Raw genomic sequence first — 16,776 nt, 5'->3', positions numbered from 1 at the left:
CGCATCGCTTTTGCGGAAAACCGGCATCCACTTTTCCGCGCGATGCTTTGAAGGGAGACGATCAGGCCCGTCGCGGAAAGCGTCGGGCCGCCCGGCTGGCGAAGCTGGCCGGGTGATCGGCCGCCCCGCCGTCGGTCGACGAGGGGAAGGCGGCCTGGATCACCGGCGCCAGGCGGCGTCCGCCCCGCCGGCGGTCCTGGGCGGCGATGTCGGCGAAACTGGCCGAGCCGCGCTTGCGGGCCAGGGACCGAAGGTTCTCGATATGGCTGGCCAGATAGACCACCCCCACGCCGACGGTGTCGGCCAGCAGGTCGCTGATCGAGGCGCTGCGATCGGCGGTGAACATCTGGGCCAGCTCGACGCTGGCGCCCAGCAGCACCGCGGCGATGGCCAGGTCGTTGCGACGCATGCGGGGGAAGGCCAGGAAAGAGATGGCCACCAGGCCGCCGAAGGCGATCGCGTGGGCCGCCTTGTCGCTCAGCCCGAACACCTGCTCCAGGCCCGGCCAGGGGCCCAGCATCAGGGTCGCGGCGGTCAGGGCGCCGGCGACCAGAACGGCTCGGGCGGCGGTCACGACATGGTTGGGCGTCAGCATCGGCTTCCTGGCTCGCAATGAGCCCAAAGCCTTACGGCCCCTTGGCGTACAAGCCGTGAAGGAACAGGGTCAACGGAAGATGACCAGCGCGGCGATGCCCAAGGTCGATCCGTCTAGGGTTTCTTGCCCCCGCTCTTGGCCTCATCGGCCTTCTTGGCGTCGTCCGCCTTCTTCCAGGCGGCGTACTCCTCCAGATAGGGCTGGCGGCGCAGGATCTTGGAGGCCGGGTCGACGATCACCGGTACGGCGTCGCCCACCTTGACGCGGCCGGTGTTGTCGCTCATTGGCGCGGTGACGATCTTGTCGCCGACCTTGACCTCGACGGGCATCGGGAAGGCCTTGCCCGAGGGCGTCTTCCAGCTCAGCACCAGGTCGTCGCCGTCGCGGACGGTGCGCAGTTCCGGCAGCTTGGCCTGGTAGAAATAGGCGTCGAAGAACCACTTGTAGTCCTTGCCGGTCACGTCGTTGACGATCGCGATGAAGTCCTTGGTCGTGGCGTAGCGCGGCGCGAAATTGCCGGGCTTGGGATCGGGGCGGCCATAGACCAGGATGCGCACGGCCTTGAAGAACGCCGCGTCGCCGATCGTGGCGCGCAGGGTGTGCATGACGTTGGAGCCCTTGGCGTAGATGTCGTTGGCCGGGCCGCTTTCGGCCTTGTAGACCTGATCCTCGGTCATCACCTTGCCGGAGACGATCGGGAACTGGTTCTTGCTCCCGACTCGCTGGGCGTTCAGGCGGGTCATGTATTCCATGTCGCCGTGCAGCCATTGCGAGAACAGCGGCTGCATGTAGCTGCCCAGGCCCTCGTGGATCCACATGTCGTCCCAGTCGACATTGGTCACCTGGTTGCCGAACCATTCGTGCGACAGCTCGTGCTGGAACAGCCAGTCGTAGCCGTAGACGTCTTTCCTGTACTCGTTGCCGTAGGCGTTCATGGTCTGGTGTTCCATGCCCAGGTGCGGCGTCTCGACGACGCCCAGCTTTTCCGAGCGGAACGGGTAGGGGCCGATCATCTGCTCGAAGAAGTCCAGCGTGGTCGGGAACTCGGCGAACAGGGCCTTGGCCTTGGCCGGATCGTCGCTCTTCAGATACCAGTATTCGATCGGGAAGCTGTCGCCGAACCGGCTCTTGTAGGCAGCCTGCAGCTTGACGTAGGGGCCGACATTGACCGCGATGGCGTAGGTGTCGGGCTGCTTCTGGCGCCAGTGGAAGGTGCGCCAGCCGTCCTTTTCCGTGACGTCCACCAGCACGCCGCCGGCCGGGGCCGACAGCGGGGCGGGCACGGTGATGTAGAAGTCGACCAGCAGCGGCTCGCCGGTCGGGAAGTCGATGCACGGCCAGAACAGGTCGCAGCCGTCGCCCTGCACGGCGCTGGCGATCCAGGGCTCGCCGGTCGGCGTCTTCTTCCAGACGAAGCCGCCGTCCCAGGGCGCCTTCTCGGCCTCGTGCGGCTGGCCGGCGTAGCGGATCTGGACCACGGTCTTGGCCCCGGCGGCGATCGGCGCGGGCGGGGTGATGGTCAGCCGGCCCTCGGGATTGGTCCAGGCCGAGGCGGGCAGGGCCTTGCCGTCGACGATCAGGGCGCTGACCGCGAAGTTCTTGTCGAAGTCCAGGACGATGCGGGGCAGGGCGCTCTTGGCCGCCAGGGTCAGGGTGGCGTCGCCCTCGATGGCCTTGCGCTCGGGAAGGATCTTCAGCTTCAGGTCGACGTGCTCGATGGTCACCGCCGCTTCCTCGGCCGGCATCTGGCCGCCGGTGCCCAGGGTCAGGGCCGTGGTCGGCGCGGGCTTGGCGGCCTTCGCGGGCTTTGCGGCCTGGGCGGCGCCGGCCAGCGCCAGCAGCGAAACGGCGCACAGGGCCGCGGCTCGGCGGTGAAACTGGGTAGGCAAAGCGAAACTCCCCTCGCGACGCGATTTTCCGGCGCCATGGGTAAGCTCGGCCACGCATGTCGCCAAGCCGGAAGTTTCGGGGACGGATCTTCCGGCGTCGCGGAGAACGCCGGTCAGATCTTCTCGCTGATCTTGATCGCGGCGCGGCAACCGGCCCGGATCACCGCCGACAGCAGCGGATAGGCGGGGGCCTCCAGGGCGCCTTCGCCGATGGCGATGTCCTTGTGGTGCAGCTCGTCGTCGCGGAACTGGCTGAGCTCGGCCGCCAGGGCGGGATCGCGCGCCTCCAGTTCGGCGATCTGGCCGGCATAGTGCTGCTCGATCACCGTCTCCACCGCCTCGGTGCAGGCATGGGCGGCCTTCTCGCCCAGCAGGGCCGTGCCCGCGCCCAGGGCGAAGGCCGCGGCCCGCCAGACGGGCGACATCAGGGTGGGGCGCACCTGGCGCTCGCCCAGCAGTTCGTTGAAGCGGCTCAGATGGACCTGTTCGTGGCCCTCCATCTCGCCCAGCTGGTCGGCGATCCGCTCGCGGCCGGGCGCCTGGCGCATCACCGCCTGCTGGCCGCGATAGATGTGCACCGCCGCCAGCTCGCCGGCCTGGTCGACCCGCAGGATCTCGGCCAGGCGCGCCTTCTGGGCGCCTTGACCGGGACGGGGAGGGACGGGCTGGCTCATGTTATGCCGCCTTACGCACGCCGGCGATGAACGAGGCGATCGCCAGGCCCAGCGAGATCACGGCGTTCCAGCCGGCCATCGACAGGCCCAGGAAGATCCACACGGCCTTTTCGCAGGACGGGGCGGCGATCTTGACGCCCTTCAGCATGGCCACCAGGTCGTCGGCCGAGGCCGCGCCGCCGGCCGCGCAGGCGGCGGGACCGGGCCACCACTTCCACTCGGCGCCGGCGTGGTAGACGGCCACGCCCGCGCCGTACAGGAAGCCCAGGCCGATCAGCAGGATCAGCGGCCGGCGCAGCTTGTCGGCCCAGGCGGTGCGGGTCAGCACCACGGTCACCAGGGCGACCGCGCCGGTCACCCAGTAGACTTCGCGCTGCTTCAGGCACAGCAGGCACGGCGCCAGCTTGCCGAAGGTCTCGAACGCGTGGGCCGCGCCCAGCATGACGGCGCAGGCGATGAAGGCCAGCAGCGGCCACTGGTCGGCGGCCCAGGCGACCGCCGGGCGGTTGGGGGCCAGGGCGCCCGCCGCGCCGACCTGGCCGGTGTTTTCAATCGTCATCCCGCGCACGCTCCGCCGCCGCTTCCCCCCAAGAAGTGGCTCGCCGTGACGCCGATGACAAGCAGGGCGATCAGGATGCCCGCGAACAGGGCCAGGCGCTTCTCGACCACAGGCATCATGGCCGGGCCGAACTTCTTGACCACCAGGGCCACCAGGAAGAAGCGCGCGGCGCGGGTGACGACGCAAGCGGCGATGAAGATCGGGAAGCTGAACTGCAACAGGCCGGAGGTGATGGTCACCAGCTTGAACGGGATGGGGGTGAAGCCCTTGGCGATGATCACCCACGAGCCCCAATGGCGATACCAGCACTCGGCGTCGGCCAGGGCGTTGGGCTTGCCCAGCACGGCCAGCAGTTTCTGGGCCGCGTCGTGGAAGAAGAAGCCGATGCCGTAGCCGAGGATCCCGCCCAGCACCGAGGCCAGGGTGCAGAGCGCGGCGTAGCGCCAGGCCTTGTCCGGCTTGGCCAGCACCATGGGCGCCAGCATGATGTCGGGCGGCACGGGAAAGAACGAACTCTCGGCGAACGAGATCGCGAACAGGCTGACGGGGGCATGACGGGAGGCGGCCAGGCTCATGACCCAGTCGTAGAGGCGACGCAGCATGCGGACTCCGATATGAGGACGCGCCGTAGCTAGCAGGCGGCCATGACGTTGTCGCGGCGCTTCGCGCGATCGCGCGCAATCCTATTGGAATTGCCGGCCCGGGTGGCTATCACGCCCGTTCGATGGCTCGCGCCGTCCCAAATTCTTCGAAAGACCCTCCCATGAGCGACACGCCCCCCGACCGCCTGGCCTCCAACCCCTCCAGCCCGCACTACGACGCCGACATCCTCGAGCGCGGCGTGGGCATCGTGTTCAACGGCGTGGAGAAGACCAATGTCGACGAATACTGCGTCAGCGAGGGCTGGATCCGCGTCACCGCCGGCAAGGCCGTCGACCGCAAGGGCAACCCGATGACCATCAAGCTGCAGGGCGTGGTCGCGCCGTACTGGCGCAACGACAACGCCGAGGGCTGAGACCGATGGCCCCGCGCCGCCTGATCGACCTGCCCGGTTTCGCCGACCTGGAGACCCGGGCGCTGATGAAGCCGTCGTTCGCCGATCCGGAGGCGCGGGCCCAGTTCCCGGAGATCGACCAACTGGCCCGCGACACCTTCGGCCTGACCGCCGACGAGGCGGCGCTGATCCCCGATCCGCCGGGCTGGGACGGCGTCGACGTCAAGTCGATGCGCGAGCAGGCCGAGGCGTTCGAGCGGGAAGGCTGGGACGTCACCGACGACAAGCGCCGGCCGCTGCGGATCCTGGGCCATTTCAGCCATCCGCTGTGGCTGGCCCTGCGCGGCGTGGCCGGCCACCTGCCGTTCGAGCCCGAGCCGGAGGGCTTCGACCCGTCGACCTCGTCCCTGGCGGCCGAGGCGGCGAAGTTCCGGCGGGACAAGCGGTAGAGGTGGTGCGTCCTTCGAGGCCCGCCCTCCTTAGCAAGAATGGGGTGGGCGCCTCAGGATGAGGAATTCAGTGCAAGGACGTCCTCATCCTGAGGTGCGGGCCGCAGGCGAGCCTCGAAGGACGCACGGCGCTCAGCGCTTCTTGCCCAGCTCGGCGCCGATGTCCTTGATCGAATTGCCGACCTTGCGGTGGGCGGCGACCAGCTGGTCCTTGGTCACGCCCCAGCGCTTCATCCAGTATTCGACCTGATGGCGTTCACGCGGATCCAGGCGATCCTCGTCGCGGAAGTCCCGCTTGCCCTTGGGAGCACCCATCGTCGCCTCCTTCGTCCTCTTGCGGGCCTATCGCGCGCGGCGGACGTTGTCGAGGCGGCGACTGACCTTGGAAAGACCCCGATGAGCGATCCCGACCTCGAAGCCATGGCCCAGGACGAGCTGGCGCGCGCCATGACCCTGACCTGGCGCGACCTGAACAAGGTGATTCCCTGGGGCGACACCTTCGAGGGCGTCTCTCCGGCCGGGCGCAATGTTGAGGTCGAGCGCAACTATCTTTGGTCCGACCAGCCCGGCGGCGACATCCTGTGCGAGGTGGCCGTCTATGGCGGCCCCAGCCGCTACGACCAGGGCGCCCGGGCCCGCGGCGTCATTTCCCGCGGACCGGCGTAACCCCGGTCGCGAGAAGGACCGAAGGTTCTTGACGCTCGGGACAATTCTCGCCAAGTCCGCATGGGTGTTGCGGAATTTTCCGCCTTCTGGAGCCGGGGCGCTTGTCTCATCGAACCTCGACGCCGCCGGGCGGCGCTGACCAGGACCGGGCCTTGCCGGCGGCGCCCCTTCGCTGGGCGTCCGGGAGGCTGGATGCACAACCACCAGGCGAAACGCCCGCTTTCCTTCCTTCAGGCTTGGCCATGATTGAGCGGAGCAGACGCGCCGCGCCAGATCGGGCCTTGTCGACGCGAGCGACCGCCAGAGTCGCGGGCGTATGGAGGACGAAAGGAAGGCCATGGCCGCGACGGTCTCACTCATGACTCAGATTCCCCCCGAAGGCGCCCCCGAGCACGTCTCGCTGGCCGACTATCTGCCCTATCAGCTGGTCGTCGCCGCCAATGCGGTGACCCGGCTGGTCTCCCGCGCCTACGAGGACCGGTTCGGCCTCAGCATCCCGCAATGGCGGCTGATGTCGGTGCTGGCCGAGGGCCCGCTGACCCAGCAGGCCGCCGTCGTCCGCACCGCCATGGACAAGGTGCGGGTCAGCCGCGCCGCCCAGGACCTGGTCGAGCGCCGCCTGGCCGTGCGGCTGAGCAACCGGGTCGACCGGCGCTCGCACAGCCTGGAGCTGACCGCCGCCGGCCGCCGCCTGTTCGCCGAGATCGTGCCCCTGGCCCGCGCCTACGAGGCCGCGCTGCTGGCCGGCCTGGCGCCCAGCGAGGTGGCGACGCTCAAGCGCCTGCTGGGCCAGCTGGAGTCCGCCGCCGGCACCCTCTACGGCGCCGACACCGCGCCGGGGTCCTGACGCGGCGAAGACGGCGCGTCGCGAAGGACGGGCGGTCGATCAAGGCGAAACCGACGCTGGAACTTCGCGCGGGCCTTTGCTAGACAACCCCTCCTTCGCCGACCTTGCGTCGCCGCGAAGCGCGGGCGTGGTGAAACTGGTAGACGCGCCGGACTCAAAATCCGGTTCCGAAAGGAGTGTCGGTTCGACCCCGACCGCCCGCACCAATTCTTCCGATCAAGTCTCGGGCGGCCTCGCGGCTGGCGCGGCCTTGGGTCGGCGCCGCGACGGCAGCCGGGTGCTGATGGCCAGCGCCACCGTCGCCACGCCCAGCAGCGCCAAGGTCGCCCAGTCCACCGCCGTCGCCGCCGCGCCCAGCGGCGCCTTCAGCGACCGCCCGGCGCGTAACGGAGCTCGGCGAGGCGTTTCGGCCATGGCTGCTTCTTCCTCTTCGTGTTCGTGCTGCTGAGCGCGCATCGGCTTTTCCGGTTCCGCCATGCCGAGGGCCGGGCGTCCGGGCGACCTGGTCCTTGCGACACAGTCCGGGGCGCCTTCTCTGATCGAGACATCGGCAAGCGCGCCATGCCTGAAGTGCTCGCCGAACACCTGATCGAACGAGACCACCAATTCCGGACGCAATGGGATCTATTGGCTGGGGCATTCGTCGGACCAGAGGTTGGACCGCCAGACGTATGGCCGGTGAAGCCCGGCGGGCACGAGGGCTTCCAGCCGCCGGGCCGGCGCCGATTTGTCCGGTCAGGGACTCAAGAAATTTGAGAATTCGAAAGCCTTAAGGTCGTTGATGATCCTGAATCGAAACCCTGTGACTGAATTGGATGGATCTAGATTTTGACTCTGGAATCTGAAACTGAGGTTCCCGTAGGGTATGGAGTCACGATTACGGCGCTTCGCGGAGAGCCCAGGTTTGAATCTTGGCCGCGGGCTTAAAAGACTATCGGCATTTCCTAGAAATTCGGCGATGGCGCTTTCTGAAGACAACAAAAGTCGTATTTAAGATCGCCCACCTCAATATGGCGCGGCGCTAGGACGCCAGGACCAGCCTCAGGGATTCGAGATGAACACCAAACGCATAGTGCAGCTCCTGTTGGGCGTCTTTCTGGCCGCCGCCACCTGCGGCAATAGCTGGGCTCAAAAGGCTGAAGGCCTGGCCAGCACCCCGCAGATGGGCTGGAACAGCTGGAACAAATTCGCCTGCAGCATCGACGAGCGCCTGATCCGTGAGACCGCCGACGCCATGGTCGCAACGGGCTTGAAGGACGCCGGCTACCAATACGTGAACATTGACGATTGCTGGCAGGGCAAGCGCGACGCCAACGGCGACATCCACCCCGACCCCACGCGCTTCCCATCCGGCATAAAGGCGCTGGCGGACTATGTGCATGGCAAGGGACTGAAGCTGGGCATCTACTCGGACGCCGGTGCGACCACCTGCGGCGGCCGTCCCGGCAGCCGCGGCCACGAGTATCAGGATGCGCGGACCTATGCGAGCTGGGGCATCGATTACGTCAAGTACGACTGGTGCAACACCCCAGGCATGAGCCCCGAACCGGCCTACACCACGATGCGCGATGCGATCGCCGAGGCGGGCCGTCCGATGGTGTTCAGCATATGCGAATGGGGCATCGGCAAGCCGTGGGAGTGGGGCGCCAAGGTTGGCCATTCGTGGCGCACCACGCCCGATATCTACAATTGCTTCGACTGCGAATTCAGCCCCGGTTTGTCGACGGGTCTGGGCGTGCTGCGCATCCTCGACAGGCAGGCGGGCCTGCGCCAGTTCGCGGGACCCGGCCACTGGAACGACATGGACATGCTCGAAGTGGGCAACGGCATGAGCGAGGATGAAGACCGCGCCCACCTGTCGATCTGGGCCATGATGGCTTCGCCCCTCATCCTGGGCAACGACCTGCGGTCCATGTCGGAGTCGACCCGCCGCATCCTGACCAACCCCGGCGTGATCGCGGTGAGCCAGGACAAGCTGGGTGTGCAGGCGCTGCGCGTTATGGTCGACGGTCCGCTGGAGATCTACGCCAAGCCGCTCGATGGCGACCAATGGGCGCTGATGTTCCTCAACCGCTCCAACCAGGCTCTCGACGTTCGCCATGACTGGAAGGCGGAAGTCCTGGGCGATGGTCTGAGCAAGCGGTCGGTCGATTTCAAGCAGACCGTCTACGGCTGGTCCGACCTGTGGAGCAAGAAGACCGGCGACACCAGCACCACGCTGCAAGCCCGGCTGGCGCCGCACAGCGTGCTGATGTTGCGCCTGACCGGCCCCGCGAAGACATAGGGGCGACCGGCCGCGCGGCGCGCAAGGAGTCATTGCCACCGCGCGGAGGGTTGCGCCTCAGTGCGCCGGGTCGAAATCGGCCTTTTCCGAGCGGACATAGGCCTCCCAGCTGGCCCGGTCGTGGAAGTCCAGGCCTTTGTCCCAGGCCGCGCCCATGTAGTAGACGAACGGCTTGCCGGGCTCGACCCGGACCAGGACCAGGTAGTTGTCGGCGTCCTGGCGCACCTCGACCAGGGCCTTGGGATCGACCATCAGGGCGATGGCCATCGTGCCCTTCACCGGGTCGGTCGGCTCCCAATAGGAGACGCGGCCGGCCCCGAGGTCCTGGGTGAACACCCCGCCCGCGCCGCCGTGGGCGGGCTTGCGCTTGCTGATGCCGATGCCGACCACCAGCGGGCCGGGCTTGTCGGAGCTGATCGTCGAGACCATCCGCGTGAAGTTGGTGCCCAGCGGCAGGGTGAAGGTGCGGGTCTCCCAGACCTTGCGGTCCACGTCGACCGGCCAGGGGGCGTAGTCGACCTTGAACTGGGCGACGTCGCCGCCGGTCTTGAGGACCTGGTAGGACTTCCAGTTGCGCGAGGTCCACAGCTTGTTGTCCTGCCACACCCCCAGGCCGCCGGCCCCGCGGAAGGTGTTGACGTCGTAGAAGTCCAGGCCCTCGCCATGGAACGAATGCTGGTCGCCGGTGCGCAACTGGCGGTCCATGAACGGCCAGCGGACCGACTTGCCCCAGGCGTCGATCCCCGAGGTCGAGGGCGGTTCGGCCGCCTCCAGGGCCGGGCCGTAGATGCGGTGGGCTGTGCGGTCGTTCTCCCACAGGATGTCGTCGTAACGGTAGTCGGCATAGACCACGACGGCGCGCGGCTTCTGGCCCTCGGCGTCGGGCCTGGGCAGCGGCTTGACGATCGGCGGCATCGTCGGCGGGGCCTGGGCTGAGGCGAGGGCGGGCGCGGCGAGGGCGGCGGCCAGGGCGAGGTGAAGCAGGGGCTTGGTCATCGGGCGGACCTCGTGACGACGGGAAGGGGTCAGATCTGGGTGCGGCGGGCCAGTTCGCGGCGCTGTTCGGCCATCTTCTGGCGGGTCTGTTGCAGGGCGTCGAGTTCGGCCACGGCCAGCAGGTTCTCGATCACCTGGGCCAGGTGGGCGTGGAGCGCCTGGCGGGCGGCCCTGGGGTCGCGCCGGCGCAGGGCGGCGACGATCCGCCGGTGCGCCTCGACCGCGTCGCCGCCGCCGTGGGCGCGGGCCCGCCGCAGCATGGCCACGCAGGCCGGCGACTGCTGGCGCAGGGCCCACAGGTCCTCGACCCCGGCCTCGATGGCGGCGTTGCCGGTGGCGCGGGCGATGGCCAGGTGGAACGCCTGCTCCAGCCGCTCGACCTCGTCGGGGGCGAAGCTGCGGGCCATCTGGTCGACGAGTTGTTCCAGCAGGGCCAGGCTCTCGTCGGTGGCGGTGGCGGCCGACAGGGCGCAGGCCTCGCCCTCGAACAGTCGCCGCGCCTCGGTCAGCTCCAGGGCGCCGACCTCGACCTCGGCCGGATCCTCCGTCCCCGGCGCCGCCAGCGCGTTGACATAGACCCCCGAGCCCTGGCGCGCCTCGACCAGGCCCTGGAACTCCAGGGCGATCATGGCGTCGCGGACGGTCGGCCGGCTTACGCCGAAGTCGTCGGCCAGTTCGCGCTCCGACGGCAGCTTGTCACCGGGGCCGTAGCGGCCGTCATTGATGGCCGTGGCGATCGCCCGGGCGATCTGCTGGTAGAGCTTCTGAGGATCGGAGGCGCCAGTGGTCATGTCGGTCATCCTAACCAGCGGGGGCGGCGGGGCAACAGCGTCACCGTTTCGGCGCGGCGGGCAGCCTCGACACCTCGCCGGCGGCCGGCAGGAAGGCGCCACTGGCCTAGCCAATTTTTTGCGCCACGCGGCGAGAGGGGCGTGCCGCCGGAGGGATCGTCTGTGCTATTGCCGCGCTCATCCTGGCGACCTTTCGCCCGAACGAGTGCGACCCGAATGTCCGACGCCGCTGACCTCGCCCCCGCCGACCCGACGCCGCCGGAGGCCCCGCCCGCGCCGCGGGCCAAGCCGCCGGTCTGGAAGCGACGGCCCTGGCTGATCGGCGGCGCAGCGGCGGTGGTGCTGGCCGTGATCGCCTTCGTCGCCTCGCTGCTGTGGTCGCTGCCGCTGGGGCGGGCGCTGGAGCCCCTGGCCAACCCCACCCTGGTGATCGTGGCCGCCGACGGCTCGCCGATCGCCCGCCGGGGCTCGTACAAGGAAGCGCCGGTCGACGTCGCCAAGCTGCCGGCTTATGTGCCGGGGGCGTTCATCGCCATCGAGGACCGGCGGTTCTACAAGCACATCGGCGTGGACCCCAAGGCGATCTTGCGGGCCGTGGGCGCCAACGCCAAGGCGGGCGGGGTGTCCGAGGGCGGCTCGACCATCACCCAGCAGCTGGCCAAGAACGCCTTCCTGTCCAACAAGCGCACCTTCCGGCGCAAGATCCAGGAGGTGCTGATCGCCCTCTACCTGGACGCTCGGCTGTCGAAGGACGAGATCCTGTCGCGCTACCTGTCGTCGGTCTATTTCGGCGACGGCACGTTCGGCCTGGGCGCGGCGGCGCGGCACTATTTCGACAAGTCGCCCGAGCAGCTGTCGGTGGGCGAGGCGGCGATGCTGGCGGGCCTGGTCAAGGCGCCGTCGCGCTGGGCCCCGACCGAGAACTTCGAGGGCGCCAAGACGCGGATGAAGACCGTGCTGGGGGCCATGGTCGACACCGGGGTGATCACCCAGGCCCAGGCCGACCGCGCGGTCCAGCAGGTCCATGTCCAGGCGGGCCGGCCCAAGCTGCCCGTCGGCTCCTACTTCGCCGACTGGGTGTTCCCCCAGGCCAAGGCGGTGTTCGAGAACACCTATGGCGAGACGGTGGTGCGCACCACCCTGGACCCCAAGCTGCAGGCCCAGGCCGAGAAGATCCTCGACCAGGCGATCGCCCGCGACGGCAAGGCGCTGAACGTCACCCAGGGGGCGATCGTGGCCATGCGCACCGACGGCCGGATCGTGGCCATGGTCGGCGGTCGCGACTACAAGCTCAGCCAGTTCAACCGCGCCGACGCCCAGCGCCCGCCGGGCTCGGCCTTCAAGCTGTTCGTCTACCTGGCGGCGATCCGCCAGGGCATGACCCCGACCAGCCCGATCCTCGACGCGCCGGTCCAGGTCAGCGGCTGGACGCCCAAGAACCACGAGGGCAAGTACGCCGGCCGCGAGGTGCCGCTGATCACCGCCTTCGCCGCTTCGTCCAACGTGGCGGCCGTGCGCCTGGCCCACGACATCGGCCGCGACGCGATCGTCCGCACCGCCCGCGACCTGGGCGTCACCGACCCGATCCCCAATGACCTGACCCTGGCCCTGGGCACCGGCCCGATGAGCCTGGTGCGGCTGACCGCGGCCTATGCGGCCATCGACGCCGGCGAGGCGCCGGTGGTCCCGCACGGCCTGGCCGACTGGAAGAAGCCCGCCGGCGTCAAACCGCTGAGCAAGGCCGAGCTGGCCGGCATGCGCGACCTGCTGCGCTCGGCCACCCAGCGCGGCACCGGCATCGAGGCGGCGATCCCCGGCGCGTTCGGCAAGACCGGCACCAGCCAGGATTACCGTGACGCCCTGTTCGTCGGCTATGTCGGCGACCTGGTGATCGGCGTCTGGGTCGGCAACGACGACAACAGCGCCATGAACGGCGTGGTCGGCGGCGGCCTGCCGGCCAAGATCTGGAAGAGCGTGGCCACCTACGCCGTGAACCGCGACGCGCCCCGAGTCGCCGAGCCCGAGGGCGACGACGCGGTGTCGGCCGCCGAGGACCCGACGCTGCTGAACCCAGACGGCACGCTGGCCGAGGGCGCGGTTCCGCCCGAGGGCGAGGTCCCGCCGCCGGCCGACGGCGCGGCGCCCGCGTCCGACGCCCCGCCCGCCGCTCCGGCCGCCCCCGTCATCGCGGTCCCCGCCGCGCCGGGGGCCCCGGCGGCGGATCGGCCGGCGGGCTAAGCCACAACAGGTTGTCATCCCGGAAGCCTCGCAGAGGCTGTCCGGGATGACAACGAAGGGGGTGGTTTCAGTACGTGCGCGCCTATTTCGCCGCGCTGGCGGCCCGCAGCGCGATCTCCTCGCGCTTGCTGGCCAGGCGCTCGCGGGTCTGTTCCATCGCCTCCAGCTCGGCGGTCAGCAGCAGGTTCTCGATCAGCCCGCCCAGGTGGGTCTGCATCGCGGCGCGGGCGGCCTTGGGGTCGCGGGTGCGCAGGGACTCGATGATGTCCTGGTGCTCGTCGTTCAGCGGCCGCTTGCGTACGTGCCGGGCCTTTTCCAGCATCTGCATGCACAGGCGCGACTTGTAGCGCAGGTCCCAGGTGTTCTCGACCACGCGGACGATGGCGCTGTTGCGGGTGGCCTGGGCGATGGTGATGTGGAACTGGCGGTCGGCCAGCTCGGACTGTTCCTTGGTCGACTTGTCGCTGTTCATCTCGGCGACCAGGGTCTCCAGATAGGCCAGCTCCTCGTCGGTGATCAGGGTGGCGGCCAGGGCGGCGGCCTCGCCCTCGAACAGGCGGCGGGCCTCGGCCTGGTCGAAGGCCCCGATGTCCAGGTCGCGCGGCGGCGGGGCCGGCTGGCCGCCGGCGCGCACATAGACGCCCGAACCTTGCCGCGCCTCCAGCAGGCCGCGCATCTCCAGGGCGATCACCGCGCGGCGGATGGTGGGGCGGCTGACCCCGAACGCCTCGGCCAGGTCGCGTTCGGAGGCCAGGCGCTGGCCCGGCTGGTGACGGCCGTCGGCGATGGCCTGGCCGATGTCCGCGGCCACGCGCTGGTAGAGGCGCAGGGGATTGGCGGCCGCCGTCGTCGTCATGTTTGTCTTCAACCCTCTCGACGGCGCTATCCTAAGCGGCGACGCGGCGGAAGCGAAGACCTCGTCCTTCGACAAGCTCAGGATGAGGTCTTACTGCGCGGCCTGTGAAATGGTCCTCATCCTGAGCTTGTCGAAGGACGAGGACCAAGCACGGCGCTGAACGCGATAATCTCAGTCCGCCGGGGGCGGAGCGCCGCCGCCGCTCATCGCCTTGTTGGTCAGCCAGATGCAGGGGATCAGCAGCACCGTCAGCCAGGCCGAGGCGCGGAAGAAGTCCACCGTGGCCAGCAGATAGGCCTGGTTGACGACCTGGTTGGTCACCGCCCCGACCGCCTGGGCGTGGCTCAGTCCCACCGCCTGCAGACGCTCCACCGCCTGCAGCCAGGCCGGGTCGGTGGCGCCCATGGTCTCGGCCAGCCGGGTCTGGTGCAGCGACTCGCTGCGGTCCCAGACCGTGGTGGTGAGGGAGGCGGCGAAGCTGCCGGCGGTGATCCGCGAGAAGTTCGACAGGCCCGAGGCCGACGGCAATTGCTGGGGCGGCACGCCGTTCAGCGAAATGGTGACCATCGAGATGAAGAAGGTGCTCATCGCCACGCCCTGCACCAGCATCGGCCAGACCAGGGCCTTGAAGTCGACGTCGGGGGTGAACTCCGAGCGCATGAAGAACGACAGGGCGAAGGCGACCATCGACAGGCTGGCGGTCCAGCGGGCGTCGACCTTCTGCATCAGCCGGGCCGCGAACGGGGTCAGGACCACGGCGACCACCCCGCTGGGCGCGGCCACCAGCCCGGCCCAGGTGGCGATGTAGCCCATCCGGGTCTGCAGCCACAGCGGCTGCAACAGGTTGCTGCCGAAGAACACCGCATAGCCCAGGCACAGGGCCACGGTGCCCAAGGCGAAGTTGCGCGACTTGAACAGCGACAGGTCGACGATCGGGTGCTTGTCGTTCAGTTCCCAGATCACCCAGGCCGCGAAGCCGACCACCGCCACCACCGCCTCGACGACGATGGCCGTGGAGTTGAACCAGTCCACGTCCTTGCCGGTGTCGAGCATCACCTGCAGCGCGCCCACCCAGACCAGCAGCAGCATGAAGCCAGTGGTGTCGATCGGCGCCTTGCGGGTCGGGGTCTCGCGTGAGGCCATGCCGCGCCAGCACAGGAAGGCGCAGATCAGGCCGACCGGCACGTTGATCAGGAAGATCCACGGCCAAGCCAGGTTGTCGGAGATGTAGCCGCCCAGGATCGGGCCGCAGATCGGCGCCACCAGGGTGGTCATCGACCAGATGGCCAGGGCCGTGCCGCGCTTGTTGGGCGGGAAGATCATGATCAGCAGGGCCTGGGAGCCGGGGATCATCGGGCCCGAGACCAGGCCCTGCAGCACCCGGAAGCCGATCAGCGACGGCAGGTTCCAGGAGATCCCGCACAGGAACGAGGCCAGGGTGAACAGCAGCACCGAGACGATGAAGGTCTTGACCACGCCGTAGCGGCCCATCAGCCAGCCGGTCAGCGGCACCGACACGCCGTTGGCCACCGCGAACGAGGTGATCACCCAGGTGCCCTGGTTGGAACTGACCCCCAGATTGCCGGCGATGGTCGGGATCGAGACGTTGGCGATGGTGCTGTCGAGCACCTGCATGAAGGTGCCCAGGGCCAGGGCGATCGAGGTGACGCCCAGCAGCATGCCGGTCATCGGCGCCGGGCCGGCCGGCTGGGCCGGCGCGGCGGGCGCTGCGGGGGAGGAGTCCGGGTCGGCCATGCGACGCTTCCTTGCGGGGGCTTACGGGCGCGGGCTACTTGGAGATGTCGATGGCGGCCTTCATCGACAGGCCCACGCGCAGCGGATGGTCCTTCAGCTCGCCCGGGTCGAGCGCGATGCGGACGGGCAGGCGCTGGACCACCTTGATCCAGTTGCCCGAGGCGTTCTGGGCCGGGATCAGCGAGAAGGCCGAGCCGGTGCCGCCCGACAGGCCGGTCACCCGGCCGTGGAACTTCACGCCGTGGCCGTAGAGGTCGGAGGTCAGGGTCACCGGCTGGCCGATATGGACCTTGTCCAGCTGCACTTCCTTGAAGTTGGCGTCGACATAGGCGTTGGTCGTCGGGACGATGGCCATCAGCGGCGCGCCGACCTGGACCTGCTGGCCGACCTGGACGTTCTTCTTGGACACCACCCCGGCCAGCGGCGCGCGCAGCACGGTGCGGTCCAGGGCCAGCTGGGCGCTGGCCAGACGGGCCTCGGCGGCGGCGACTTCCGGGTTCTTGTTGGCGGGCAGGCCGGAGATCAGGGCGGTGTTGACCTCGCGGTTGCCCGCGGCGGCGGTCCGGCTGGCCTTGGCCTGGGCCAGGGCGGCGCGGGCCTCGATCAAGGCCGACTGGGCGTTGGTGTACTGGCTCTGGGCGGTGGTCAGCTCCTCGCCGGACACCGCGCCGGAGTCCGACAGGGCCTTGCGCCGCGACAGTTCGATCCGCGCCTGCTCCAGGCTGGCCTGGGCGCCGGTCACGGCGGCGGCGGCGCGGGCGATGTCGGCCTCGCGGGCCGCCACCTGGCCGGCCAGGGCGTCGTCGCTGGCGAAATAGCCCTGCACCTTGCGCTGGGCCTGGCCAAGGGCGGCCTGGGCGGCGAGGACGGCGATCCGGGCGTCGGCGTCGTCGATCACCACCAGCGGCTGGCCGGCGGTCACGGTCTGGGTCTCGGAGACCAGAACCTTGGCGACCGGCCCGCTGATCAGCGGCGTCACCTGGGCGACCTCGGCGCCGACATAGGCGTTGTCGGTCTCGACGTGGCGCGAGCCGATCAGGACGGCGTAGAGCACCCAGAGCACGACGCCGATGACGACCACGACGGCCAGGCCGGTCAGCAGTTGTCGACGATTGCCGTTGGGCTTGGCGAGCTTGGCGGGGGAGGCGGTGTCGGCCATGGCGGAAGGTCCTGGAGGCGCGAA

The 16,776-nt window shown here is 69.2% G+C and carries 18 protein-coding genes and 1 tRNA gene; 7 read left to right on the top strand and 12 right to left on the bottom strand.

Annotation, left to right across the window (positions count from 1 at the left end):
* Positions 1–61: 61 nt before the first annotated feature.
* The 5 genes from J2X41_RS14160 to J2X41_RS14140 all read right to left on the bottom strand — a co-directional run bounded on the left by J2X41_RS14160 (position 62) and on the right by J2X41_RS14140 (position 4,319).
* Entirely contained in the window at positions 62–595 is a 534-nt protein-coding gene (locus J2X41_RS14160; protein WP_310082627.1) for a VanZ family protein, read from the bottom strand.
* 113 nt (positions 596–708) lie between these two features.
* On the bottom strand, positions 709–2,484 hold the full coding sequence (locus J2X41_RS14155; protein ID WP_310082625.1) for a M1 family metallopeptidase: 1,776 nt from the start codon (positions 2,482–2,484) through the stop codon (positions 709–711).
* Between the two features lie 113 nt (positions 2,485–2,597).
* Positions 2,598–3,158, bottom strand: coding sequence for a demethoxyubiquinone hydroxylase family protein (locus tag J2X41_RS14150; RefSeq protein WP_310082623.1), 561 nt, complete (start codon positions 3,156–3,158; stop codon positions 2,598–2,600).
* 1 nt (position 3,159) lies between these two features.
* Positions 3,160–3,717, bottom strand: a complete 558-nt coding sequence (locus tag J2X41_RS14145; RefSeq protein WP_310082621.1) for a disulfide bond formation protein B — start codon at positions 3,715–3,717, stop codon at positions 3,160–3,162.
* Positions 3,714–4,319 carry a YqaA family protein gene (locus tag J2X41_RS14140; RefSeq protein WP_310082619.1) on the bottom strand — a complete coding sequence of 202 codons (606 nt, stop codon included), beginning with the start codon at positions 4,317–4,319 and terminating at the stop codon, positions 3,714–3,716. Before J2X41_RS14140 ends, J2X41_RS14145 begins: the two co-directional genes overlap by 4 nt.
* Positions 4,320–4,480: 161 nt before the next feature.
* Here J2X41_RS14140 and J2X41_RS14135 point away from each other — a divergent pair, with 161 nt between their 5' ends.
* Positions 4,481–4,732: a DUF3297 family protein gene (locus J2X41_RS14135; RefSeq protein ID WP_310082617.1), complete on the top strand. Its 252-nt coding sequence runs from the start codon at positions 4,481–4,483 to the stop codon at positions 4,730–4,732.
* A 5-nt stretch (positions 4,733–4,737) separates the two neighbouring features.
* Positions 4,738–5,160 (top strand): hypothetical protein, encoded by a 423-nt coding sequence (locus tag J2X41_RS14130; protein WP_310082615.1) that lies wholly within the window; start codon positions 4,738–4,740, stop codon positions 5,158–5,160.
* A gap of 132 nt (positions 5,161–5,292) precedes the next feature.
* Here J2X41_RS14130 and J2X41_RS14125 read toward each other — a convergent pair whose 3' ends face one another.
* Positions 5,293–5,475 carry a DUF3606 domain-containing protein gene (locus tag J2X41_RS14125; protein ID WP_018112967.1) on the bottom strand — a complete coding sequence of 61 codons (183 nt, stop codon included), beginning with the start codon at positions 5,473–5,475 and terminating at the stop codon, positions 5,293–5,295.
* Between the two features lie 105 nt (positions 5,476–5,580).
* On the opposite strand from J2X41_RS14125, the gene J2X41_RS14120 reads away from it, so the two are divergent.
* The 3 genes from J2X41_RS14120 to J2X41_RS14110 all read left to right on the top strand — a co-directional run bounded on the left by J2X41_RS14120 (position 5,581) and on the right by J2X41_RS14110 (position 6,879).
* Entirely contained in the window at positions 5,581–5,826 is a 246-nt protein-coding gene (locus J2X41_RS14120) for a hypothetical protein (protein WP_404979941.1), read from the top strand.
* Between the two features lie 337 nt (positions 5,827–6,163).
* On the top strand, positions 6,164–6,673 hold the full coding sequence (locus tag J2X41_RS14115; RefSeq protein WP_028039520.1) for a MarR family winged helix-turn-helix transcriptional regulator: 510 nt from the start codon (positions 6,164–6,166) through the stop codon (positions 6,671–6,673).
* A gap of 121 nt (positions 6,674–6,794) precedes the next feature.
* A tRNA-Leu gene (locus J2X41_RS14110) sits at positions 6,795–6,879 on the top strand.
* A gap of 10 nt (positions 6,880–6,889) precedes the next feature.
* On the opposite strand, the gene J2X41_RS14105 is transcribed toward J2X41_RS14110, so the two are convergent.
* Positions 6,890–7,087 (bottom strand): hypothetical protein, encoded by a 198-nt coding sequence (locus J2X41_RS14105; RefSeq protein ID WP_310082610.1) that lies wholly within the window; start codon positions 7,085–7,087, stop codon positions 6,890–6,892.
* A gap of 640 nt (positions 7,088–7,727) precedes the next feature.
* Here J2X41_RS14105 and J2X41_RS14100 point away from each other — a divergent pair.
* Positions 7,728–8,957, top strand: coding sequence for a glycoside hydrolase family 27 protein (locus J2X41_RS14100; RefSeq protein WP_310082608.1), 1,230 nt, complete (start codon positions 7,728–7,730; stop codon positions 8,955–8,957).
* 57 nt (positions 8,958–9,014) lie between these two features.
* Here the strand turns inward: J2X41_RS14100 and J2X41_RS14095 are convergent, their stop codons facing one another.
* Entirely contained in the window at positions 9,015–9,953 is a 939-nt protein-coding gene (locus J2X41_RS14095) for a DUF4861 family protein (protein ID WP_310082606.1), read from the bottom strand.
* A gap of 29 nt (positions 9,954–9,982) precedes the next feature.
* Complete coding sequence (locus J2X41_RS14090; RefSeq protein ID WP_310082604.1) at positions 9,983–10,744, bottom strand: FadR/GntR family transcriptional regulator; 762 nt, start codon at positions 10,742–10,744, stop codon at positions 9,983–9,985.
* 216 nt (positions 10,745–10,960) lie between these two features.
* Between J2X41_RS14090 and J2X41_RS14085 the strand changes: the two genes are divergently transcribed.
* Complete coding sequence (locus J2X41_RS14085) at positions 10,961–12,982, top strand: transglycosylase domain-containing protein (protein ID WP_404979938.1); 2,022 nt, start codon at positions 10,961–10,963, stop codon at positions 12,980–12,982.
* 82 nt (positions 12,983–13,064) lie between these two features.
* Here J2X41_RS14085 and J2X41_RS14080 read toward each other — a convergent pair whose 3' ends face one another.
* The 3 genes from J2X41_RS14080 to J2X41_RS14065 form a co-directional block, all read right to left on the bottom strand.
* Positions 13,065–13,838, bottom strand: a complete 774-nt coding sequence (locus tag J2X41_RS14080) for a FadR/GntR family transcriptional regulator (RefSeq protein WP_310082602.1) — start codon at positions 13,836–13,838, stop codon at positions 13,065–13,067.
* A gap of 171 nt (positions 13,839–14,009) precedes the next feature.
* A complete protein-coding gene (locus tag J2X41_RS14070; RefSeq protein ID WP_310082601.1) occupies positions 14,010–15,593 on the bottom strand; it encodes a DHA2 family efflux MFS transporter permease subunit in 1,584 nt (527 codons plus the stop codon).
* 34 nt (positions 15,594–15,627) lie between these two features.
* On the bottom strand, positions 15,628–16,752 hold the full coding sequence (locus J2X41_RS14065) for an HlyD family efflux transporter periplasmic adaptor subunit (protein ID WP_310082600.1): 1,125 nt from the start codon (positions 16,750–16,752) through the stop codon (positions 15,628–15,630).
* Positions 16,753–16,776: the final 24 nt, after the last annotated feature.

The organism is Caulobacter sp. BE254, assembly GCF_031457295.1.
GTDB lineage: Bacteria > Pseudomonadota > Alphaproteobacteria > Caulobacterales > Caulobacteraceae > Caulobacter.
Note: the sequence above shows the minus strand (reverse complement) of the source record. Positions and strands in the feature narration are given on the sequence as shown.